A 23,797-nucleotide genomic window follows, 5' to 3' on the forward strand; every position below is an offset into this window, starting at 1 on the left:
TATCCTTAAATGTTGTCATATAATATGGCACTTTTTTATAAACTGTTATTACTAACTATATCGAGGAAGCCATGCAAGTAACTTCTGAAGCGGTTTCGGGCGTTGCCCGTCGTTTAAATGTATCTGTACCGACGAGCCGTATTAACGAGCAGTTTGAAGCTCGCTTGAAACGCACTGCCAAAACTGTGAAGATCAACGGTTTCCGTCCAGGTAAAGTGCCTCTAAACGTTGTTCGTCGTGAATACGGTGCGGGTATTTATCAAGAAGTGGTTAACGACATTATTCGTGACACCGTGTTTGAAGCAATCCAACAAGAAAAAATCAATGCTGTGGGTATGCCAAACATCGAAAAAACTGAAATGAAAGACGACGCTTTAGTATATGAAGCGACTGTTGAAGTTTATCCAGAAGTTGAAGTGAAATTTGACGGTTTGGAAGTTGAACGCAAGTCTTCTGAAGTAAATGATAGCGATGTTGAACAAATGCTTGAAAACCTTCAAAAGCAACGTGCTTCTTGGGTTGAAACCAAAGGCATGGCGAAAAAAGACATGCAAGTGACTTTTGACTTTGAAGGCACCGTAGATGGCGAGAAGTTTGAAGGCGGTGAAGCTGAAGACTTTAAACTGGTACTTGGTTCTGGTCGCATGATTCCTGGTTTTGAAGATGGTATCGTGGGCATGAAAAAAGGCGAAGAGAAAGTGATTGATGTAACTTTCCCTGAAGACTATCAAGCAGCGAACCTTGCAGGTAAAGCAGCACAATTCAAAATCACATTGAAGCTGGTTGAAAAGCAAAAACTTCCAGAAATTGATGCTGAATTCCTACAAATCTTCGGTATTTCTGAAGAAGAAGGCGTAGAAAAGTTAAAAGCTGACGTTCGTAAAAACATGGAACGTGAAGTGAAAAACGGTTTACGTAACCAAGTAAAAGGCGCAACTTTTGATGCACTCGTTGCGGCAAACGAGGTTGAAATTCCGTCTGCAATGGTTGCTCAAGAAATTGACCGTCAACGTCAACAAATGATTCAGCAATTCACACAACAGTTTGGTGCGCAAGGTGCAAAAGCATTTGACTCAAGCATGCTTCCAGATGAATTGTTCAAAGAACAAGCTGAAAAATCTGTAAAACTTGGCGTATTGGTTAGCAAAGTATTAGAAAATGCTAAACTTGAAGTAGATCAAGCGCGTGTAGATGCGTACATCGAAGACATGGCTTCTTCTTATGAAGATCCAAGCGAAGTGATCGAATATTTCAAAAACGACAAACAACAACGTTCACAAATTGAAGCTGTTGTTTTAGAAGACCAGGTTGTAGATCACATCTTAGCTTCTGCAAAAGTTACAGATACAACTGTAAGCTATGAAGACTTATTGAAAGAGCAGCAAGCTCGTCAACAAGGCTAATTTGTTTTGATACAAAAAGGCGCTTCGTGCGCCTTTTTTATTGCATCGCGGATTACATTTTTTTCAGAGATTGATCGCTTGTTACTCAAAATATCTATGATTTAAGCCGTGAATATTTTGCAATTTAGACAATTATCCCTCATATTGTGAACATGAGTCGTGTCACACAAATTTAGGAATAAATAACCATTATGTATGTTCCAACAATTGAAAATGCTTTAATTCCCATGGTGGTCGAACAATCCTCTCGTGGTGAGCGTTCTTTTGATATTTATTCACGTCTTTTACGTGAACGTGTCATTTTCTTGACGGGTGAAGTTGAAGATAATATGGCCAACTTAATTGTGGCGCAGATGTTGTTTTTAGAAGCTGAGAACCCAGATAAAGATATTCACCTTTACATTAACTCACCAGGTGGTTCAGTGACTGCAGGTATGGCAATTTACGATACCATGCAATTTATTAAACCAGACGTCGTGACTTACTGTATGGGACAAGCAGCATCTATGGGTGCATTCCTGCTCAATGCAGGTGCAAAAGGTAAGCGGTACTGTCTTGAAAATGCCCGTGTCATGATTCATCAGCCGCTGGGTGGTTTCCGTGGTCAGGCATCTGATATTGAAATTCATGCGCGAGAAATTTTATTCATTAAAGAGCGTTTGAATCGTTTAATGGCAGAACATAGTGGTCAGGACTATGAAACTGTCGCAAGAGACACCGACCGTGACAATTTCATGACTGCACAGGCAGCAAAAGAATACGGTCTTGTGGATGAAGTTTTAACAAAACGTCCATAAGTTTTAAAGATTGAAATATTGGAGTGACTATGTCCGAACATCCTCAGGGACAAAAACATTGTTCATTTTGCGGTAAAACGCAGTCTGAAGTCGGGAAGCTGATTGCAGGCGAGGACGCATACATCTGTAATGAATGTGTGGACGTATGCTTAGACTTGGTTCAGACCAGTCAACAAGTTGAGTCGGGTGATTGGGCAACACGTCCATTGCCAAAACCACATGAAATTCGTGCTGCGCTTGATCAGTATGTGATTGGTCAAGATACTGCGAAAAAAACTTTATCGGTTGCAGTATATAACCATTACAAACGCCTAAAAGTGAGCAATCAGGCGCATAAAGCAGGCGATCCTGTCGAAATTTCAAAAAGTAACATTATGTTGATCGGTCCAACGGGTTCGGGTAAAACCTTACTTGCACAGACCTTAGCGCGTCTATTGGATGTGCCTTTTGCAATGGCAGATGCCACGACTTTAACCGAAGCGGGTTATGTGGGTGAAGATGTCGAAAATATCGTACAAAAGCTGTTGCAAAAAGCCGATTACGATGTAGAAAAAGCACAAAAAGGCATTATCTACATTGATGAGATCGACAAGATTACGCGTAAGTCTGAAAACCCATCGATTACTCGTGATGTGTCTGGTGAAGGTGTTCAGCAAGCTTTACTCAAAATGATTGAGGGCACGGTAGCTTCTATTCCCCCTCAAGGTGGACGAAAGCATCCGCAGCAAGAATTCATTCAAATTGACACTTCAAATATCTTGTTTATTTGTGGTGGTGCATTCTCTGGTTTAGAGAAAATTGTGCAGCAACGCCAAGAAAAAGGCGGCATTGGTTTTACCGCAGACGTCAAGAAAAAAGATGAAGGCAAGCAATTGTCTGATTTGTTCCGTCAGGTAGAAGCAACCGACTTGGTGAAATTTGGTTTAATTCCAGAGTTCATTGGTCGTTTGCCTGTGATTGCAACGCTAGACGAGCTAGATGAAGATGCATTGATGCAAATTCTGACCGAGCCGAAAAATGCTTTAACCCGTCAGTATCAATACTTATTCGAGATGGAAAATGTCGATTTAGTCTTTGAAGATGCAGCGTTACGTGCAGTGGCGAAAAAAGCCCTTGAGCGTAATACAGGTGCGCGTGGTTTGCGTTCAATTCTGGAAAATGCCTTACTTGAAACCATGTACGACTTACCAAGTCGTACCGATGTTGGCACAGTGGTGGTGACTGAAGCAGTGATTGAAGACGGTGCGAAGCCTGAATTTCGGGTCGAGCGTCAAGCCAAAGCTGAAGAGCCAGTGGAAGAAAAAGTTGACTTAAAAGTATTGGGCAGCAAAACTGCTTAATACGCTATTCGTCTGAAACGTGCCGAAACGCTAGGTTTCGGCACGTTTTTTATTGTCAAAAAAATCAAGGCAGTGTTAATCTTAGACCTAGGCGTGGATGCCCATTATTCAAAACAACAATTGCAAAATGAATTTGCAGCGTGATTTCAAAAACGTGATTTACAAAAATAAGAAACGCAGTGAGGGATAGACATGCGTGGTGTCGCAATCTTGGTCGTGACCAGTTTAATGTTGCTGGGATGTCATGGCAAAAAAAACGTGGTGCAACAAACGCAACCACCTAGTACCTTAAAAGTTTTAGATTTAGAACAAAAACCTGGTTTTGTAGAACAACACCGTTTGGGCATGATGACCATTGGTGGTTGGGTCAATCAAAAACTAGGGCAAAATTTTAAACCTGTTCAGGCACAACATGCCGATGCTGCCATCGTGTATTTATATCGTCCAGATTCCAAATGGAACAGACAGGAAATTGTCGCGACCAGTATGTTTATCAACAAACATCGGATTCCAAGTTTACTACACAATCATTATTACTGGGTTGAACTGGCACCAGGTGCGTATCGTCTGAGTGTGAGCCGTCCTTTGGGGGCATTACATTTCCAAAAACCGAAGTATTTGGATTTTCAGGTGCAGGCAGGGCAGTCGTATTTTATTAAGTATGATGAAGAAAACCTAAGTACTCGCAAAGAAGTTTCTGGGCCTTTAATGCTCATGCCTGCAAGTACGGCACAACAGGAAATTGCATTTACTCAACTAAAAACAGAAAGCTATAACTTTGTCGCGGAAGATCAAACCACAGGCAAGTTGCGTAAAAAGCCACAAAAAATCAAGCATGAAAAATATGACCCTGCAGAAGATGTACATTTAACCCAACCCTTTAAATTGTGGGATCCGAGAACGTGGTAAAGGCTTGTATCTTTATCTCGCGCATCGCTTTCATTCATTTCTAACACGCATAAAAAAGCACCCTAAATTTGGGTGCTTTTTGGTTTGGCTTATTGCTAAATTGGAATATTATTCTGCTGCTGCATCTACAACAGGAATTTTGCCAATTTTAGCTTGCCAGATTTTTGGTGCAATCGCGTGGATCGATGTACCGTTGACATCAACTGCAACAGACACAGGCATATCTTCCACTTTGAATTTGTAGATCGCTTCCATACCTAAGTCTTCAAAAGCAACCACTTCTGCTTCACGTACTGCTTTAGATACGAGGTAAGCTGCACCACCTACTGCCATGAGGTAAGTCGCTTTGTGGTCTTTGATCGCTTCAATGGCTGCAGGACCACGATCTGCCTTACCAATCATACCGAACAAACCAGTGTGTTCTAAGACTTGGCGGGTGAATTTGTCCATACGGGTTGCCGTTGTTGGACCTGCAGGGCCAACGACCTCATCACCAACAGGATCGACAGGGCCAACGTAGTAAATGAATTTGCCTTTTAAGTCGACTGGTAATTCTTCACCATTGTTGATCATGTCGACCATGCGCTTATGTGCAGCATCACGACCTGTGTAAATCGTACCGTTTAATAACAACGTATCGCCCGGCTGCCAAGAGTTCATTTCTTCTTGAGTAATGTTGTCTAAATCTACACGTTTAGATTTAGAAGAATCCCAAGTTACTTCTGGGTAGTCTTCAAGTTTAGGTGCTTGAATATGGGCTACACCTGAACCATCTAACTGGAAGTGTGCGTGACGAGTTGCAGCACAGTTTGGAATCATACCCACTGGTTTGCCTGCAGCGTGGCAAGGGTAGTCTTTAATTTTAATATCAAGAACTGTGGTTAAGCCGCCCAAACCTTGTGCGCCAATACCAAGAGCATTCACTTTCTCGAAGATCTCGATACGGAGTTCTTCCATTTTGTTTTGTGGACCGCGACGTAATAATTCGTCCATGTTGATTTCTTCCATAAGTGCTTCTTTTGCAAGCATCATGGCTTTTTCAGCAGTACCACCAATACCAATACCGAGCATACCCGGTGGACACCAGCCTGCACCCATAGTTGGAACAGTTTTAAGTACCCAATCTACAATTGAGTCAGATGGGTTCAACATCGCCAATTTAGATTTGTTTTCTGAACCGCCACCTTTGGCAGCAACTGTAATATCTACTTTGTTACCCGGAACGAGTTTGTAGTGAATTACTGCAGGGGTGTTGTCTTTGGTGTTTTTACGACCAAATGCAGGATCAGCCAATACCGATGCACGAAGTACGTTTGAGTTTTCTAGGTAACCTTGACGTACACCTTCGTTGATTGCATCGTCCAAGCTCATCGTTAAATCAAATTTAACGTCTAAACCCACTTCAAGGAATACGTTTACGATACCAGTATCTTGACAGATTGGACGATGACCTTCTGCACACATACGTGAGTTAATTAAGATCTGTGCAATCGCATCTTTCGCAGCTTTGTTTTCTTCACGATCATAAGCACGGCTCATCGCTTGGATGAAGTCTTGTGGATGATAGTAGGAAATGAACTGAAGCGCGTCTTTGATCGAAGTGATCAAGTCATCTTGCTTGATAATAGTTGTCATATCAAAAATCTCTTGAGCGGGCGGATAGCTAGCGGGCTAAATTATAAGATAAAATGCAGCGATTGTGGGCACTTTGATCAAGCTTTGGGCGAAAGTTTAATATCAGTCGTTAGCTTGAGAGAATTTGTGAAATATCCATAAAATTATGTCGTCAAAACGGGCCATGATTTTGCTGTTTTGTTGGTGCAAATTCAGCTATGTTCAAAGACTTCTTTGGAATGATGTTTGGGGTAAATATGAATGATCACACGCATTTAGCTGCTCAGATTATCCCCATTTATCAACGGCATGCAAAAGCGTGGACAGACTTGCGCGGTCAGTTGTTATATGAAAAAACTTGGCTGGATCGTTTTCTTGCTTATTTGCCTGCGCAGGCCAAAATATTAGATTTGGGCTGTGGTTCGGGGCGTCCTATTGCTGCATATCTATTACAGCATGGGCATCAACTTACAGGAGTAGATAGCGCAGACAGCATGCTGGAGATGGCACGTGAACATTTTCCTGAACAGTGCTGGATTGAAGCCGATATGCGCTCAGTGAACTTGAATCGGTGCTTTGATGGTATTTTGGCGTGGGATAGCTTTTTTCATTTAACGCCAAACGATCAGCGCTGCATGTTCGAGAAATTTGCGCAATGGTCTACCGCCAATACAGTTTTAATGTTTAGCAGTGGACCTGCTGCGGGTGAGGCGATTGGGGAAATGTTTGGTGAAGCACTTTATCACGCCAGTTTGTCGCAGGATGAATATCGGCAATTGTTAAAAGATTATGGCTTTAAAGTTGTGAAAATGCTCGCGGAAGATCAGGACTGTGCAGGGCATACGGTGTGGTTGGTGCAGAGGTTTTAAAAATAGATTGGATGGAGCTAATCAATTTTTGTAGTGATCTGTGAATCTACAGTGTGGAATAAAAAAACCACCCAATTTTTCAATCAGGTGGTTTGTAAAACTTAACTTTACGAATTATTGAGCTGCTTGTTGCTCTGCCTGAATCGCAGTCAATGCAATCGTGAACACAATGTCATCTACCAATGCACCACGTGACAAGTCATTCACTGGCTTGTTCAAGCCTTGTAGCATTGGGCCAACACTCACCACGTTAGCAGAACGCTGTACTGCTTTATACGTCGTGTTACCTGTGTTCAAGTCAGGGAAAATGAACACATTGGCGCGACCTGCAACTTGAGAGTTTGGTGCTTTAGAGCGACCAACACTTTCAACCGATGCTGCATCGTACTGTAATGGGCCATCAATCAGTAAGTCAGGACGACGTTGTTTCGCAATTTCAGTCGCTTTCGCTACTTTTTCTACGTCAGCACCTGCACCCGAAGTACCAGTTGAGTAAGAAATCATGGCAATACGTGGGTCAATACCAAACGCTTTTGCAGAGTCAGCAGATTGAATCGCAATTTCAGCCAATTGTTCAGCATCTGGGTCTGGGTTAATCGCACAGTCACCGTACACATATACTTCATCTGGTAACAGCATAAAGAATACTGAAGATACCAATGAATAATCAGGTGCAGTTTTAATGAGCTGGAATGCGGGACGAACTGTATTGGCTGTAGTATGCACAGCACCAGACACCAAACCATCAACCTGATCAAGTGCTAACATCATCGTACCTAATACGACAGTGTCTTGCAGCTGTTCACGTGCTTGATCGTCAGTAAGTTTGCCTTTACGCATCGCAACCATTTTTTCGACATAGTTTTCACGAATCAAGTCAGGATCAATGATTTCTAAGTCGTGTGGAAGCTCAATACCGCGTGCTTTGGCAACATCGACTACCGCTTCTGGTTTTGCCAATAATACGCAGTGGGCAATACCACGTGATTGACAAATCGCTGCAGCTTGAACGGTACGTGGCTCATCACCCTCTGGAAGCACGATACGTTTTTTCGCTGCAATAGATTTTTGCACCAATTCATGGCGGAACGCAGAAGGCGATAAACGTGGTTTATGCGTATCGCTGATTAATTGGGTTAACCATTCTGCATTGATGTGACTGGCCACAAAGCGGGTAACTTGTTCTGCACGCTCAGTATCATCTACAGGAATTTCGTTGCTCAGGTTTAATAACTGTTGTGCAGTTTCAAAGGTGCTCAATTTAGTATGTAAAATTGGCAAGCCATTTTTCATTGCTGCTTGGCAGAACTCTAAAGCTTGTGCGCTTGGTGCTTGATGTTCAGTTAACACCAAACCTGCAAGTGGAATACCATTGCTGCTGGCTAAGCTACTGGCAAGCAATACATCGACACGGTCAGAACCACTGATAATCAGCTCGCCTGCAACGAATTTATGCATTTCGTGTTCAATATTCGATGCAATTAAGCTGCTGTGTAATACACGGCGCTGCGCTGCTTCACCTTGGTTAATCCATTCTGCAGAAATGTGTGCAGCCAAGTCCGACATGCGTGGCACACTTAAAGTATTGCTGAATGGCACCAAGCCAATCACTGGCATGCAATCTTTACCAATCATTGGATGTGTAGTTTGAATTTTGCTGACAAACTGGTTGGTGTCGCTAATTAAACGTAAGTTTGGATCAAGCGTAACAGGAATTTGTGCAGAATCTTCTGGTAAACCTTTGGTACGCATAAACAATACGCCCGCAGTACGCTCACAAGTTGCACCACCAAAGAAACGTAATTGATTGTCTACTTTTGACGCTGTTTTAACAGCATTGTTGATGTCGGCATTGCTGACAATAATGACTTTTGCATCAAGTGCTTTAGCCAAATTTGCATTCAATTCAGTTGCAAATGGATCACGTCCGTTTGGCAACACGCCTTCTACAATAATGATATCGTGATGTTTAGAAATTTCACGATGTAAACGAACTGCATCTTCAAGCAATTCGTCATTTTCATCATTTTTTAAACGCTCAGTCAGCGCAGTATAAGAAATCGGCTCAACTGTTTCATGCTTGAACAGGTGACGATACAACGCAGTTGTGCGGTCTGCTTCAGGTTGTAATTCTTGTGAAAAAGGCTTTAAGAAACCTGCTTTTACGCCTTGGCATTCCAAAGCGTAAATTAAACCTAAACATGCTGATGTTAAACCAACACCAATTTCTGTAGGAACCAAAAGTATTGTTTTCATAATTTTTTCTAAATCGTAAAGGGACTGATTGAAAGTGGCTGAGCACTACGATTGCTTAAGCAATCGCAGCGTCACATTCAGACTTTTTTGCAGCTGACTTTAGCTCCTCTGCAACTTGCGCAGTTTCTTTCGCAATACGGCCTTCTTCGTCAGTTGGTACAACCCAAATTTGTGGACCGCCTGTACCTGCATCAATACGACCTTCAGTACCGCGTTTTAAGCTGTCATTGCGTTCTTTGCTGAAGTTAAAGCCAAAGTGTGGCAAGTAAGATACAGTTTTTTCACGGATGTACGCAGAGTTTTCGCCAATACCACCTGTGAAGAATAAGCCATCTAAGCGTGGTAAACCACAGCTAAGTGCAGCTAAAGATTTAGCTAAACGGTAGCAGAATACTTCAATTGCAAGCGTTGCATCTTCGTTGCCTTGTTCAGATGCTTCAATCAGGGTACGCATGTCGTTCGATAAGCCTGACAAACCAAGTAAACCACTTTGGCTGTTTAGCATTTTGTCAATTTTGTAGATATCCCAACCTAAGTTGCTTGCAAGGAAGCTGTGTAAGCTTGGGTCTACATCACCACTACGAGTACCCATCACCAAACCTTCAAGTGGGGTTAGGCCCATCGATGTGTCTACACTTTGACCATTCCAGATTGCACAAGTCGAGCTACCGTTACCCAAGTGAGCAGTTAACCAGCCACCTTGTTTGAAGCTACCAGCCAACTCTGAACCGCGCTCTGAAACGTATGCGTGACTTGTACCGTGGAAGCCATAACGACGTACGTTGTGGTCGGTATATAAGAATTTAGGCACTGCATAACGGTAAGCGTGAGCAGGCATCGTTTGGTGGAATGCAGTATCAAATACAGCCACTTGCGGAAGTTCTGGGAACAAACGCATTGTTGCTTCAATACCCACCAAGTGTGCAGGGTTGTGTAAAGGTGCAAGCGGAGTTGCTTCACGAATACGTTGCACGATTTCTTCAGTTAATAATTCTGCTTTGGTTAAAGTACCGCCGTGTACAACGCGGTGACCAATGGCTTGTGGCTTATATTGAGATAAGCGACCAAGAATAGTTTCCAATGCTTTTTCATGGTCAGCATGTGGAATAGAAAGTTCGAGCGGCTCACCACCTGCGGTAATGCCTTTAATGCGCGCATCAGCAGAACCTAGATTTTCTGCCAAACCAAAGATACGATCTCCAACGCTTTCAGATACAAGCGCATATTTGATAGAAGAAGATCCGCAGTTAATCACTAATACTGATGTAGTCACTTTTATGTACCCGAATTCTAATTGAAGTTATCCCTAGTCAATCAAGCTGCATTGCAAGATATGGCAAACGGCAATCTATTGTGTTGCAATCTTGATCATTACGTATGTTTTATCATGGGTTTTTTATTGCTCCTAGATAGACTTTAGGAGATTAGACTTAAGCATTATCGACCATGAAATCAGAAATAATTAAAATTTATCAGCCCGAAACTTTCATTTTTTCATGAAATGATGGTCTAAAATTTCTGCTTAATTCCTGTTGTATTCTCTTAACATAGCACACTTCATTCTGCAGGCGAGTGGCAAACTGTTTTAAATTATTTCCTCAATCTTTGTCGGTTTATTTTGATTTGGCAGCGTATTTAATTTCCGACCAACGGACAATCACATAAGCAATCAGTGCCACCATAAAAAACACCAACATCATCCACGCCAAGCCTTGTAAGGTTTCAATAATGGTGCGGTAAATTTCCAATACCCAGCGTTCTTGCGTCAGTTCAATCACAATTCTTTTGTCATTTTCGGCATAGGTGAGTGGGGTAATGTATTTTTCCATATCGTAAATACGAATGCCTGAAGATGTGCCGACCACCATGCCTGCAAATTTGGTGTACTTTGCCCATGCTTCATGAATTGGGTCGTGGATGATACGCGCCAAAATTGCATTGATGGAGCTGGAAAACAGACGCATGACAATGAACGACACCAACAGTGCTAAAGCAAAGGTACTAATAATCAAATAATAAAACATAAGCATCGCCACTCTTTTTGATGATTTTTCTAATCTTGATGGTGTTTTTATTTTAAGTGAGCGTGAGGCAGAAATGTGTAGTGGAACTGTGTCTTAAAACAATGTCTAAAAAATAGAAGGGAATAATGTTCAGCTTCCTGTGAAACTGAACATTATATTTGGATATTGCAAAATTACAGATGGATTTTATTGGCGGATTTGACCATCGCCAAACACGATCCATTTTTGTGAGGTTAAACCTTCCAAACCGACAGGGCCACGGGTATGAATTTTATCGGTAGAGATTCCAATTTCAGCACCTAAACCATATTCAAAACCATCAGCAAAGCGTGTAGAAGCGTTAATCATGACTGAACTAGAATCTACCGCAGCCAAGAATTGACGCGCCAAACTAAAGTTTTCAGTAATAATGGCATCAGTATGATGTGAACCATATTTATTGATATGTTCAATTGCCTCATCAATTCCTGAAACCACTTTAACTGCCAAAATTGGGCCTAAATATTCGGTGTACCAATCTTCTTCGGTTGCTGTTTTAACACTTGTACCCAAAATCTTTTGGGTTGCAGGACAGCCGCGTAATTCGACTTGTTTTTCTGCATATAGCTCGGCAATACGTGGCAAGAATTGTGCGGCAACAGCCTCATCGACCAACAATGTTTCCATGGCATTACAGACGCCATAACGGTGAGTTTTTGCATTCAGGGCAATAGGCAGGGCTTTTTGTAAATCGGCCTGTGCTTCTACAAATACGTGACAGTTACCATCCAAATGTTTAATCACTGGAATACGCGCTTCATTGCTGATGCGTTCAATCAGACTTTTACCGCCACGTGGCACAATTACATCTACATATTCAGACATGGTAATTAATTGCCCAACGGCAGCACGGTCTGAGGTGTTAATCACTTGCACCGATGTTTCTGGCAAGCCTGATGCTTTTAAGCCGTGTTGAATCGCGGCAGCAATCGCTTGGTTAGATTCCAGTGCTTCAGAACCACCACGTAAAATAATCGCATTGCCTGATTTTAATGCCAAAGACGCAGCTTCAAGGGTTACGTTTGGACGTGATTCGTAAATCATGCCCACCACACCTAGCGGTACACGCATTTTGCCCAATTGAATACCAGATGGACGGTAAGCCATATCGGTAATTTCACCAATTGGATCCATGAGACCAATCACATCTTTCAGACCTTGTAACATGCCTTTAAAGCGTGCGGGGTTAAGTTCTAAGCGATCAAGCAGTGCGCTATCCAAGTTGTTGTTACGACCTTTGGTCATATCAATTTGGTTGGCAGCTAAAATAGCGGACTCGCTATTTTCCAATGCTGTATAAATAGCCGATAACGCATTGTTTTTAGATTGGGTAGAAGCGCTTGCTAAGACACGAGAGGCTTGGCGTGCTTGTTGTCCTACCGTTTGCATATATTGTTCAATAGACTCTTGCATAGCGGTTTGATCACTTAGAAATTTCAACTCGATATTAACAGTCTGTGCCTGCACAATGAAGCGTCTCAGCGGAAAATCGACTAAATTGTTCAATCTTTTCATATTTTTCAATGCTTTCATCACAAAAATTAATATTTTGAAATGCTTTATGATTTAAAAGTAGATGAGCGGTCATAGAAAATGTTGCGTATAAAATCAGCACCTGTATAGAATGATGCGATAACGACATTGATGTCATTCACAACAATAAGCAGGATGCCACTTTAATTCAGATAAGTGGGTAATCGTTCAATGACGAACACTTGCACAATAAAAATAAAATGCGCATGGAGGTAAGGAATATGAATTCCATGATCCAGATGGACACGGATGTACAGGACGCAAGTTCGCATGTCTGTTTTTTTGATATTTACGATAAACACAGCTTTAAACAACCCGCTCGTACCACTTGGATCAACGGCTGGAAAGTGGAATACATGGCAATTGCTCAGCCAGAAACCGCACATTTAACTCCAATTGTGATTATTGGTGGTGCATTCCAAAACTTTAATTCATATAAATATTGTGTCGAGCAGCTTTTTCGTGCAGGGCCAATCATTTTAATTGATATGCCATCTATGGGCGCCAATCAGCAAATGACCAATGTGGAAACAGGTGAGTCGGCAGGAACGCTAGAACTGCATGATTTAGGTCAGATGTTGGGTGATTGGCTGGATATTGTCGGCTTAGATAAAGTATCCGTCATGGGCATGTCATTGGGTTCGGTGGTGGCATCGTGTCTAGCAGATCAGCGTCCTGAATTGATTGATCGCATGATTTTAATGGGGGTTATGCAAAAGACCCGTAAAAGTTGGCGCATGTTGCTTGAAGAATCACTGCATTTAATGAAAGAGCAGCGCATGGATGAATTTGGTCAGGCGGTGATTTTATACTTGGTCAATCATGCCAAAATGGAACAAACTCGCATGTCACCGACTGCAAAGCGTTTGTTTTACCGACAAATGGCCGACTTTACCGCTACAGAGCAAGATCGCTACGATGTGAACTGCAACCGTTTATTGCGGTTAACCAATGTGCCTATTCCGCAATGTAAGGTTTTGGTGGCGTGTGGGCAATATGACAGTTTTACCTTGCCGCATGAAAATGCCAATTTTGCCTTACAGTGCCCGAACATGGAATTTGCCATGATTGCCAATGCAGATCATGTGCCGCAATTACAGCGCCGTAAAGAAACCATGAATTTATTTGCGACCTTTTTAAGCGATGAATCTATTCAGGACTTAGATGGCATTATTCCAATGACACGTGCGCAACTATTGACGATGGAACGCCGTGGAGAAGCGCGTATTCGGGTGCAAAATCCGCAAAGTCATTTGCAGTATCGTCATTCTGATTTGAAAATTGCTACGCACATTGTCGATTTAAACTTCTTTGGTGTATTGCTTGATTTTGAAAATGCTGCGTTGGCGGCACAAGCAGCACAGTTTGAACGAGATATGGCCTTAGAATTACAGGATGAGGAAGGCAGTTTTAGCATTGAATGTTTAATTTTTGAAAGCCAAGGGCAGCAACTACGCGCATTATTTAAGCATGGTAGTTTTGAGGTGGCAGAGCGTTTGTTGCGTTATGTGGAACGTCAAAAAGCGGCTGCACAAAATTTGGAATATGCCCGTTAGTAGATAAAATCAGTGCTTGGTTTAAAATTATCCAAAGAAAATAGAATCAAAATAGCGTGTTAAACCACGCTATTTTTTTTGTAGGCATGAACCATCCAGACTAAATCGCCTAAATGTTCTGCGGTTGTTTTTTCTAAAGAGCTGTTGGAAAAATACAGTTGTGGTTGTTGTAGCTGCACTTGCTCAAAACCTGCATTTTGAAAAAACTGAGTTAATTCCTGCGGAGATTGAAAGTGAAAGGTGAAAGCACTGCGTGACATAAATTTCAATAATCGGCTGCAGTTCCAAATAAAATTGGCGAGCTTGTTTTTGACGGGTTCAGGGTAAATATCGGTTAAATAATGCAGTTCTGGAAAGTCTTGGGTGTAGTTACACATGCCATTTAACAGCTGTTGTAGCATGTCTTTGCTGAAGTAGTTAATTAAACCTTCACTAATAATTACTAAGGGCTGCGAGTGATCAAAATATTCAAAGGCCTGTTGAAAGGATTCACTAAAAATATCGGCGGTGAGAACTTCAGGTGCGTCGTGGTCAATTTGTCGTAACGCTTGAGTTTTAATTTGCGCCATATCAGGCAAATCCAGTTCACGGTAATTCAGTTCAGGATATTTTTGTCGAAAGTTCCAGCTGCGTGGTGACAGCCCAGATGCAATTTCGAGCACTTGTAATTGCGGATGTTGCTGAATCAGTGCGGTTAAGTGTGCATCAATCATTTGGTGACGTTGTTTGAGGGTGCTGCGCATACTGCCGCCCACATGACGTTCTGCCCAGTTTTCTAAAGGATGTACCAATTTGGCTAAAAACTTGCCTTTTCGGGTCGCAAATACAGGATGTGAAATCCCCCTTTGATACCAGATATATCCCGTATAATGTGCGGTAAAAGAAATATGCTGATGTTTGGACAATGCAGTCGTGTCTGAGCGAGTTGGCTTGGCATCCGAGTTGTGCATTTCAGTCCTTTTTTCTGTCGTGATTTTGCTGTTCAGCAATGTTTTTGTCATTTTCGTATAGACCTTAATTGTTTGTATGGTGGTCGTTGTCTTTTTAGGCATGCTTTGACACTCAAGCTGCGGTGTCAGGCATATACTCAAAATAGAATAAGTTTATCATAATCAAAAAGGAACAAGCTGTCGTGTTCCTTTGTCGTATAAATGCTGTGAAAAAGTGAAGGCGTATAGGGTCTGTTGACATTTCATAAATGGCTTGCGCTGTAGGCTAAAACTGAGCAGATCAGGCATAAAACGCAGGGAATAGTGGACCTATTTTCAAGTTCCATAACGCAATCTGAGAAAGTTTTAGCCACAGCCTTTCAGGACGAGCATATTTTTTGCTGCTATTGCGTTATGTGCCAGTCATTTAGAATGACTAAATTTCCTGTCCCATGCCTTATATCAGCTAAAAAATATGTGTCGTCGCAAACATAGACGAATTGTCAACAGACCCTAGTTAGTTTGTGGTGATCTCAAGTCGCAGCGTTTTTAGTGGTACTTGAATAATTGGTCGGGTCGTGACTAGTTTGTGCTGCCAGTAGCGTGGCACTTTGTTCTTTAAATACCAAGATACGATCACGGACGCTTCGCCATTCATCACCCAAGTCTAAAACTTCAGCAATGCTAAACTCTGCACTAAGCTCAGGGATTTTACCGCGCATGCGTTCTAAACGTGCCTGATTCGGCAAGGGTAAATCGGCAATCGCATTTAAAGCCAATCGTTGTGCAGCACGGTTGTTGCAGACCAATCCCATGTCACAGCCTGCAAGCAAAGCGGCATGAATACGTGCATCGGCATCGCCTGCTACACAAGCCGCCTGCATGCTTAAATCATCCGAAAAGAGTACACCATCATAGTCCAAGTCTTTGCGAAGCACTTGCTGTAACCAAAACTCAGAAAAACCTGCAGGGTTCGGATCGACCTGATCATAAATGACATGCGCAGGCATGAGCGCATCCAGTTGATTTTGCAGTTGGATAAAGGTTTGCATATCCTGTTGTTGAATTTCGGCAAAAGAACGTGAATCTATCGCGGCAGCAACGTGAGAGTCTGCTTTAACCGATCCATGTCCAGGAAAGTGTTTGCCTGTGGTTGCCATTCCTGCACGATGCATTCCACGTAAAAAAGCATCTGCCAAAGCAATAATATCGACAGGACGCGCAGCAAAAGCACGATCTCCAATGACATCACTGATGTCATTTAAATCTAAAACGGGTGCAAAACTAAAATCAATGCCTACGGCTAATACTTCGGTGGCCATCAACCAGCCACATTCTTCGGCTAAATCTAAGGCACGTTCAGGTTCGTTTTGGTATAACTCGCCAAATCTACCCATAGCAGGCAATAGGGTAAAACCTTGTTTTAAGCGTTGTACGCGTCCGCCTTCCTGATCGACTGCAATTAAAATATCAGGGCGTACCTGACGCATGTGGTCGGTCAAGGCGCGTACTTGCGCAGGAGATTGGATATTTCGGGCAAATAAAATGACTCCACCGACTTGCGGAGCGCTTAATAGTTCAATATCTTCTTGAGTAAGTTCTGTGCCAGCGATGTCGAGCATCAATGCGCCAATCATATTGGGTGTCCGTATTCGATTTTTATCAATAAAAAAACAATACCTGAATTCTGCAATGATTTGCTACATTTTGACAGCACAGATTATGATAAAACTACACGATAGACCCAAATTAAGTTGTATAAGATTTTGAATCTGCTCAATTCATTGTGAAAAGCAGAGATTGGTCAAAAACCAAGGACGTAAATATTTTTATGAAACTTCAAACCATCGCTTGTGCGGTTGCAATAGCAACTGGCGGTTTTTTCTTTTCTCACGCCATTAACGAGGCAATTGCAGCCAATAATACCGCTGTCGTTGCTAACAGTATTGTGCCGACGCAGGAACAAGCTTTGGTTTCGCGTCAATTGGCGACCTTGGTCGATCGTCAGCATTATTTAAATCAGCGTTTAGATGCTGCGACGTCGCAGCGCATTTTTGATTTTTATATCGACAGTTTAGACCCAGACCATACTTTGTTTTTGGCTAAAGAAGTTGAGCAATACCGCAAACAATATGCAGCAACATTTGGTGCTTCATTAAAAGCAGGCAATTTGGCGGGGCCGTATCAAATTCATGCACAGTATCGTGAACGCTTAAAACAGTTTTATCATTTCATGTTGGCAGAGCTGAAAAAACCACAAAATTTAAAACAGCCAAATGTCACGATTGAAACAGATCGGGAAAAAGCACCGTTCTTTAATACTGAAGCAGAAATGCGTAAGCATTGGCAAAAAATGTTGGTGTCACAGCTCATTAACCTGACCATTAGCAAAGAAGAAGAATTGGCAAAACAAAAAGCCATTAAAGATAACCCTGAATTGACCAATGGTCAGGATTTGGCAAGTCCAGAAGATTTGACTCCAGTGCAGACTTTAACTAAGCGTTATACTCGTCAGTTAGAGCGCATGGATCGTTTAAAGAGCGATGATGTGCTGGATAAAACTTTGAATGCGATGATGCTGACTTATGATCCGCACAGCAATTATTTCCCACCTGTTGATGCGATGGAGCTGAATCGTCAAACGACTTTGCAGCTTGAAGGGATTGGGGTGTCGATTCGTCCTGAACGAGGCAATGAAGACTACACTAAAATTGAAACCATTGTTGAAGGTGGCCCTGCCAGTAAAACAGGGCAGGTGAAATCGGGTGACCGCATTATTGGTGTGGCGCAAGATGGCGAAAAAATGGTGGATGTTGTGGGTTGGCCGAGCAATGAAATTGTGGGGCTGATTCGCGGTAAACGTGGCACCAAAGTCACTGTGCGTTTGTTGGGTGCGGGTGCGGCGATGAATCAGGCGCGTAATGTGACCATTGTGCGTGATGTGATTCAGGAAGAAGATGCGGGAGTTCGCTCACGAACGATTGACATCAAACGTGATGGTCAAACTTATACCTATGGTGTGATTGAAATTCCATCGTTTTATTTGAATTACCGTGCGCGTCGTGCAGGTAATGAATATCGCTCGGTGTCGGAAGATACCAACAATGCCCTGAAAAGTTTGGCGGCCAAAAATGTCGCAGGGATTATTGTCGATTTACGTAACAACCCTGGCGGTTCACTAGAAGAAGTGGCACGTATGCTTGGGCAAGTAATCAAATCAGGCCCTGTAGTGCAAATTCGTGATGGCAATGGCAACGTGAGCGTATTTGAAGATGACGATGGCGGTGCACAGACTTATGCAGGCCCATTGGCAGTGATGATTAACCTTGCTTCTGCTTCGGCCAGTGAAATTTACTCTGCTGCAATTCAGGACTATCAGCGCGGGATTGTGATTGGTAGCACCACCACAGGTAAAGGTACAGCGCAGGTACAACTCGACACCTTAGCCTATGGGCAGGCGACCTTAACTCAACGTAAGTTCTACCGTATTACAGGTGGAAGTACCCAAAACAAAGGTGTGATTCCTGACATTAAACTGGTGGATATTTACAATGAGGAGTTTGGTGAACGCAAAGCGAAAAATGCTTTGAAGTGGGATACCATTCCAACTGCGCCATTTAAGCGTGAAGGTTCAGTACAGCCATACATCACCAAGTTGGGTCAATTGTCACAGCAACGTGTCACGCTTGATCCACAATTTCAATATTTGGAACAACGTAAGCAAATTGCCAAACAAACTGAAGATCGCAAAAGCATTGTGTTAGATATTGAACAACGCAGAGCAGAGTTGTTAGCTTTGGAGCAACAAACGCTGACTGCGGAAAACAAACGCCGTCAGGAAACAGGTTTGAAACCATTTGCTAATTGGGAAAGCTATCAGGCATCTATTGATGCTTTGGCAGAAGCGCGTGCCAAAATGAAAGCGGCACAACGCCCTGCTTTACCTGAGGAAGAAGCTTTTGTGATTGAAGCAGCGCAGGTGTTGCAAGACTATGCCATGTTACAAAAAGGTGTTTCTGAGCCGAATCAACCTTAAAACAATGTTAGAATCTTAATCAAATAGAACCAGCAGCGAAAAGTTGCTGGTTTTTTTCATCCTAAAGCGAAAAGTAAAGTGACAAGATGCATATAGCTTTGAGTCAGACAGCTATTTTTAGCAGTTTTGAATTGCCATTATTTCATGATGACATATTATATATTTGACTATTGACCAAAGCGGAATAGTATTAGACTCTTAAGTCAATGCAGTCTTTGCTAGATCAATCCGTCGTTCAGGTTGCTTTTTAGTTATTATTTATAAGAGAGTGTGAGATTGAGTAGCCGAAAAACAATAAAATATGACAGAGATGGATACATCTAATGATGCATGTACATTATGATCTGAGCTTGGTAATTGGCTCGGTAGCAATCTCAGTATTGGCCTGCTATTTTGCAGTGTCTGTTGGGCAAATGCTTTTTCAAAATGTACAACAACAACTAAAAAAAATTGCATTAATCATGAGTGGTTTGCTGCTGGGTGCGGCAGTGTGGAGTATGCATTTTGTGGGCATGTTGGCCTGCCAGTTACCTGCACCGTATCAATTTGATCTTAGCTTTACGACCCTATCTTTTGTTATTGCATTTATCGCCTCTACGTTTGCGGTTTGGCTGACCACGCAATCGACCTTGCCTGTGGCGCGTTTGATCCTGAGCGGCATTTTAATGGGGTTGGGTATTTCAGGCATGCACTATACGGGCATGATGGGAATTCAGGTAGAAGGCTACCGTAGTTATTATGATCCTACCATTGTTTTGCTGTCTGTATTAGTGGCCATTGGCGGAGCAATACTTACCTTTTGGTTTATGTTTCATTCCAAGTGCAGAATGGGGCGTCAGGCACAATATAAAATTTTCATTGCGGTGCTCATGAGTCTGAGCATTGTTGCCATGCACTATATAGGCATGGAAGCACTGCATTTTTACTCTACAGCAGATTTGCCTCAATCAGGGCACTTCCAGATCGGGCAAGGGCCAGCTCTGTTGGTGGTTATTTTAGTGACCAGTCTGATTTTTGCTGCTGCGGTGGGCGTATCTTTGCTGGAGCTGCGCTTAGAAGAAAAAAGCAGACAATTGTCTTTAGCCAACCGTGAATTGGCCAATCAGGCAGTCAAAGATAACCTGACCAAATTGCCCAACCGTTTATATTTAGCTGAATATGCACAATTGCTTTTTTCTGAGCATCGGCAAAAAAACACTAAAATTGCATTTTTGTATATCGACTTAGACCGCTTTAAAGCGGTGAATGACGTATTTGGGCATCATGTTGGCGATCAATTGCTGATTCAGTTGTCTAAACGTGTGCAATCCCACTTGGGCGAAAATACCCAGTTATTAAGAATTGGTGGCGATGAATTTCTTTTGGTGATTGAACATACCGACATTGCAGAAGCCACTGTCATTTCTGAAAAAATATTAGAACTGATTCAGCAAAGTTTCTTAATTGCAGGCAAGGTCATTAATATTTCAGGCAGTATTGGCATTGCGATGTATCCAGAGCATGGCACCAATTTGCAAGATATTTTAATGAATGCTGATGCGGCGATGCTGACCTCTAAATATCAGGGGCGTAACACCAGTTCGGTATTTAATTATGATCTGGAGTTACTTGAGGCCAAAAGCCAAAGTAAGTTGATTAATGATTTATATAAAGCGGTTGAACAACAACAATTTGCGTTGTTCTATCAGCCAAAGTTTAAAGCCGCTGACCATAAAATTTGTGGCGTAGAAGCTTTAATTCGTTGGTATCACCCCGTACATGGTTTACTTACCCCAAATATGTTTATTAAAGGGGCTGAAAAGACGGGGTTGATTATTCAAATTGGCTATTGGACGCTAGAAGAAGCCTTTAAACAAATTCAAATTTGGGAAAGATCGGGTGCACCGTTATTTCCTGTGGCTGTGAATTTATCGGCAGTGCAGTTTGAACATAAACACTTATTTTCGACGTTAGAAAACTTGTTTAAACGCTATGAGATTCAACCCCATCACCTGATGATTGAAGTGACTGAAAGTACAGCAATGCATCATATTGAATCGAGTATTCGTAGTTTTGAGCGTTTGCGTCAAATGGGGATTCAATTGGCGATTGATGATTTTGGTACAGGACATTCGAGTTTCTTGTATTTGAAAAAATTGCCAGTCGATGAGTTGAAAATTGACCGTGCTTTTATTTTAGATTTGTGTTTGGACAGCAAAGAAGAATTAATTTTAGAAAGTATTATTCAGTTAGCCATTAAACTGGGTTTAACTGTGACCGCTGAAGGGGTGGAAACGCCATTGCAAGCTGAGATTTTAACCCGTTTAGGCTGTCAGCAATTACAGGGCTACTTATTAGGCTTACCAATGGATGTTGAGCGTTTAGAAGAGCTGTTTAAACATTCGGCTTAAGCTAGCGATCATGCTACCGCTCAAGATAGCGTACAAGTGAGCGACCAAGTCCAGCGTTTAATTTCAGTGATGAAACAAGATGAATATAGTTTGGCTGAGTTGATGCAGTTGTTAGGTTTAACTCATAGCGCAACATTCCAAAAGAACGATATGAATCCTGCCATAGAAGTAGGTTTGATTGAACGTACGATTCCAGAAAAACCGAAAAGCCAAAAGCAAAAGTATAGATTGAAAAAATAACTATATTCTCAGTTGTGGATAAATTAGAACATATCAACAATCAATAAAATTTGATTCAAATCTGCTACAATTACGCCAATTTTTCATATTGATCATTTTGATCTTATACACTGCGGTTCTGCAGTAGGTGTCTTGCATGAGTTTTAAAGATGAGTTAGCGGCGCAGGTCGCACAGCGACGTACTTTCGCGATTATTTCCCACCCCGATGCTGGTAAAACCACCATGACAGAAAAACTGCTGTTATGGGGACAAGCCATTCAAGTTGCAGGGATGGTAAAAAGCCGTAAGTCAGATCGTGGCGCAACATCTGACTGGATGGAAATGGAAAAAGAACGTGGTATTTCCATTACAACTTCGGTGATGCAATTCCCGTATAAAGACAAAATGATTAACCTGCTCGATACCCCAGGGCACGAAGATTTCTCTGAAGACACTTACCGCACTCTAACTGCGGTGGACTCTGCACTGATGGTGATTGATGGTGCGAAAGGTGTCGAAGACCGTACCATTAAATTAATGGATGTGTGTCGTATGCGTGACACACCCATCATTTCATTCGTCAACAAAATGGACCGCGAAATTCGTGAACCATTAGAGTTGTTGGATGAAATTGAAAATGTCCTCAAAATTAAGTGTGTGCCAATCACTTGGCCAATGGGTACAGGGCGTGATTTCGCAGGGGTGTTTAACCTCATCGAAGAAAAGTTTTATGTGTACAAATCAGGTTTTGGTTCAACCATTCCTGAAATTGAAGTACGTGATGGCTATAACCATGCAGACCTACGTGAAAAAGTAGGTGAATTGGCATGGGCGGCATTTGAAGAATCACTTGAATTGGTACAAATGGCGAATGAGCCTTTAGACCGTGAAGAGTTTTTAGCGGGTCGTCAAACACCAGTGCTGTTTGGTACGGCTTTGGGTAACTTCGGTGTAGATCATGTATTGAATGCATTCAGTGAATATGCGCCGCCGCCAAAAGCACATCCAACGCAAGACCGTATTGTAGAAGCCAATGAAGAAGGCTTTAGTGGTTTTGTTTTTAAAATTCAGGCCAATATGGATCCGAAGCACCGTGACCGTATTGCTTTCATGCGAATCTGTTCAGGCAAGTATGAAAAAGGCTTAAAAATGAAGCATGTGCGTATTGATAAAGATGTACGTATCAGCGATGCCTTGACCTTCTTGGCAGGTGACCGTCAGCACCTCGAAGAAGCTTGGCCGGGCGACATTATTGGTCTACATAACCACGGGACGATTCAAATTGGCGATACCTTCACTTCGGGTGAAAAGTTGCAATTTACAGGGATTCCGCACTTCGCACCTGAAATGTTCCGTCGTGTACGCTTGAAAGACCCATTGAAGTCCAAACAGCTGCAAAAAGGCCTTAAAGAGCTTTCAGAAGAAGGTGCAACGCAAGTCTTTATGCCACAAAACAGCAATGATTTAATCGTAGGTGCTGTTGGTGTGCTACAGTTTGAAGTCGTCGCCTATCGCCTGAAAGAAGAATACAAAGTCGATTGTATTTACGAGCCTGTCAGCATCAACACGGTACGCTGGGTGTCTTGTGCCGATGAGAAAAAGTTTAACGAATTTAAGAAAAAAGCCCACGATCAGTTGTCTGTCGATGGTGGTGGTCACTTAACTTATCTCGCGCCAAGTCGTGTGAATTTACAGTTAATGCAAGAGCGTTACCCTGACATTGAGTTTAGAAATACACGCGAGCACTAAGCCTCAGGTTGATGATGCTTAATCTGGCAGATGCAATCAGCGTAGCGCAGATGAATGTTCGGCATGCCTAAAAGTTTCAAAATTAAAACAGCTTCTTTAGGAAGCTGTTTTATTATGGGGGCGGTAAAAGATT

Annotated in this window: 17 protein-coding genes; 10 read left to right on the plus strand and 7 right to left on the minus strand. The window is 42.3% G+C overall.

Features of this window, described 5'->3' with window-relative positions:
* Positions 1-71 precede the first annotated feature (71 nt).
* The 4 genes from tig (at position 72) to CF596_RS04750 (ending at position 4,449) form a co-directional block, all read left to right on the plus strand.
* The gene (gene tig, locus CF596_RS04735) at positions 72-1,403 is read left to right on the plus strand and encodes a trigger factor (protein WP_004974853.1); all 1,332 of its coding nucleotides are present in this window, start codon (positions 72-74) and stop codon (positions 1,401-1,403) included.
* A gap of 191 nt (positions 1,404-1,594) precedes the next feature.
* Complete coding sequence (clpP, locus tag CF596_RS04740) at positions 1,595-2,200, plus strand: ATP-dependent Clp endopeptidase proteolytic subunit ClpP (RefSeq protein WP_019836825.1); 606 nt, start codon at positions 1,595-1,597, stop codon at positions 2,198-2,200.
* Positions 2,201-2,229: 29 nt separating this feature from the next.
* A complete protein-coding gene (clpX, locus tag CF596_RS04745) occupies positions 2,230-3,540 on the plus strand; it encodes an ATP-dependent protease ATP-binding subunit ClpX (RefSeq protein ID WP_096901389.1) in 1,311 nt (436 codons plus the stop codon).
* A gap of 192 nt (positions 3,541-3,732) precedes the next feature.
* On the plus strand, positions 3,733-4,449 hold the full coding sequence (locus tag CF596_RS04750) for a DUF2846 domain-containing protein (RefSeq protein WP_096901390.1): 717 nt from the start codon (positions 3,733-3,735) through the stop codon (positions 4,447-4,449).
* Between the two features lie 108 nt (positions 4,450-4,557).
* Here CF596_RS04750 and CF596_RS04755 read toward each other — a convergent pair whose 3' ends face one another.
* Complete coding sequence (locus tag CF596_RS04755; RefSeq protein ID WP_004974861.1) at positions 4,558-6,084, minus strand: fumarate hydratase; 1,527 nt, start codon at positions 6,082-6,084, stop codon at positions 4,558-4,560.
* Positions 6,085-6,320: 236 nt separating this feature from the next.
* Between CF596_RS04755 and CF596_RS04760 the strand changes: the two genes are divergently transcribed.
* Positions 6,321-6,932, plus strand: coding sequence for a class I SAM-dependent methyltransferase (locus CF596_RS04760; protein WP_026438429.1), 612 nt, complete (start codon positions 6,321-6,323; stop codon positions 6,930-6,932).
* A gap of 114 nt (positions 6,933-7,046) precedes the next feature.
* Here the strand turns inward: CF596_RS04760 and pta are convergent, their stop codons facing one another.
* From pta to CF596_RS04780, 4 genes are all read right to left on the minus strand, one after another.
* Positions 7,047-9,188, minus strand: a complete 2,142-nt coding sequence (gene pta, locus CF596_RS04765) for a phosphate acetyltransferase (protein ID WP_004974865.1) — start codon at positions 9,186-9,188, stop codon at positions 7,047-7,049.
* A gap of 55 nt (positions 9,189-9,243) precedes the next feature.
* Positions 9,244-10,461, minus strand: coding sequence for an acetate kinase (locus CF596_RS04770; RefSeq protein ID WP_096901391.1), 1,218 nt, complete (start codon positions 10,459-10,461; stop codon positions 9,244-9,246).
* 340 nt (positions 10,462-10,801) lie between these two features.
* Positions 10,802-11,212 (minus strand): hypothetical protein, encoded by a 411-nt coding sequence (locus tag CF596_RS04775; protein WP_026438428.1) that lies wholly within the window; start codon positions 11,210-11,212, stop codon positions 10,802-10,804.
* Between the two features lie 186 nt (positions 11,213-11,398).
* Complete coding sequence (locus tag CF596_RS04780; protein ID WP_096901406.1) at positions 11,399-12,664, minus strand: glutamate-5-semialdehyde dehydrogenase; 1,266 nt, start codon at positions 12,662-12,664, stop codon at positions 11,399-11,401.
* Between the two features lie 341 nt (positions 12,665-13,005).
* Here CF596_RS04780 and CF596_RS04785 point away from each other — a divergent pair, with 341 nt between their 5' ends.
* Positions 13,006-14,340, plus strand: a complete 1,335-nt coding sequence (locus tag CF596_RS04785) for an alpha/beta hydrolase (RefSeq protein ID WP_004974874.1) — start codon at positions 13,006-13,008, stop codon at positions 14,338-14,340.
* A 59-nt stretch (positions 14,341-14,399) separates the two neighbouring features.
* On the opposite strand, the gene CF596_RS04790 is transcribed toward CF596_RS04785, so the two are convergent.
* Both CF596_RS04790 and nagZ read right to left on the minus strand, forming a co-directional pair.
* On the minus strand, positions 14,400-15,290 hold the full coding sequence (locus CF596_RS04790; RefSeq protein ID WP_096901407.1) for a class I SAM-dependent methyltransferase: 891 nt from the start codon (positions 15,288-15,290) through the stop codon (positions 14,400-14,402).
* A 512-nt stretch (positions 15,291-15,802) separates the two neighbouring features.
* A complete protein-coding gene (gene nagZ, locus CF596_RS04795; protein WP_096901392.1) occupies positions 15,803-16,906 on the minus strand; it encodes a beta-N-acetylhexosaminidase in 1,104 nt (367 codons plus the stop codon).
* Positions 16,907-17,100: 194 nt separating this feature from the next.
* Here nagZ and CF596_RS04800 point away from each other — a divergent pair, with 194 nt between their 5' ends.
* The 4 genes from CF596_RS04800 to CF596_RS04815 all read left to right on the plus strand — a co-directional run bounded on the left by CF596_RS04800 (position 17,101) and on the right by CF596_RS04815 (position 23,664).
* Positions 17,101-19,305 (plus strand): carboxy terminal-processing peptidase, encoded by a 2,205-nt coding sequence (locus CF596_RS04800; protein WP_096901393.1) that lies wholly within the window; start codon positions 17,101-17,103, stop codon positions 19,303-19,305.
* Positions 19,306-19,628: 323 nt separating this feature from the next.
* Entirely contained in the window at positions 19,629-21,695 is a 2,067-nt protein-coding gene (locus CF596_RS04805; protein ID WP_096901394.1) for an EAL domain-containing protein, read from the plus strand.
* A gap of 36 nt (positions 21,696-21,731) precedes the next feature.
* Entirely contained in the window at positions 21,732-21,935 is a 204-nt protein-coding gene (locus tag CF596_RS04810; protein WP_225530201.1) for a Fic family protein, read from the plus strand.
* Between the two features lie 136 nt (positions 21,936-22,071).
* On the plus strand, positions 22,072-23,664 hold the full coding sequence (locus CF596_RS04815; protein WP_004974887.1) for a peptide chain release factor 3: 1,593 nt from the start codon (positions 22,072-22,074) through the stop codon (positions 23,662-23,664).
* Positions 23,665-23,797: the final 133 nt, after the last annotated feature.

It is taken from the genome of Acinetobacter sp. YT-02, assembly GCF_002412355.1.
Classification (GTDB): domain Bacteria; phylum Pseudomonadota; class Gammaproteobacteria; order Pseudomonadales; family Moraxellaceae; genus Acinetobacter; species Acinetobacter towneri.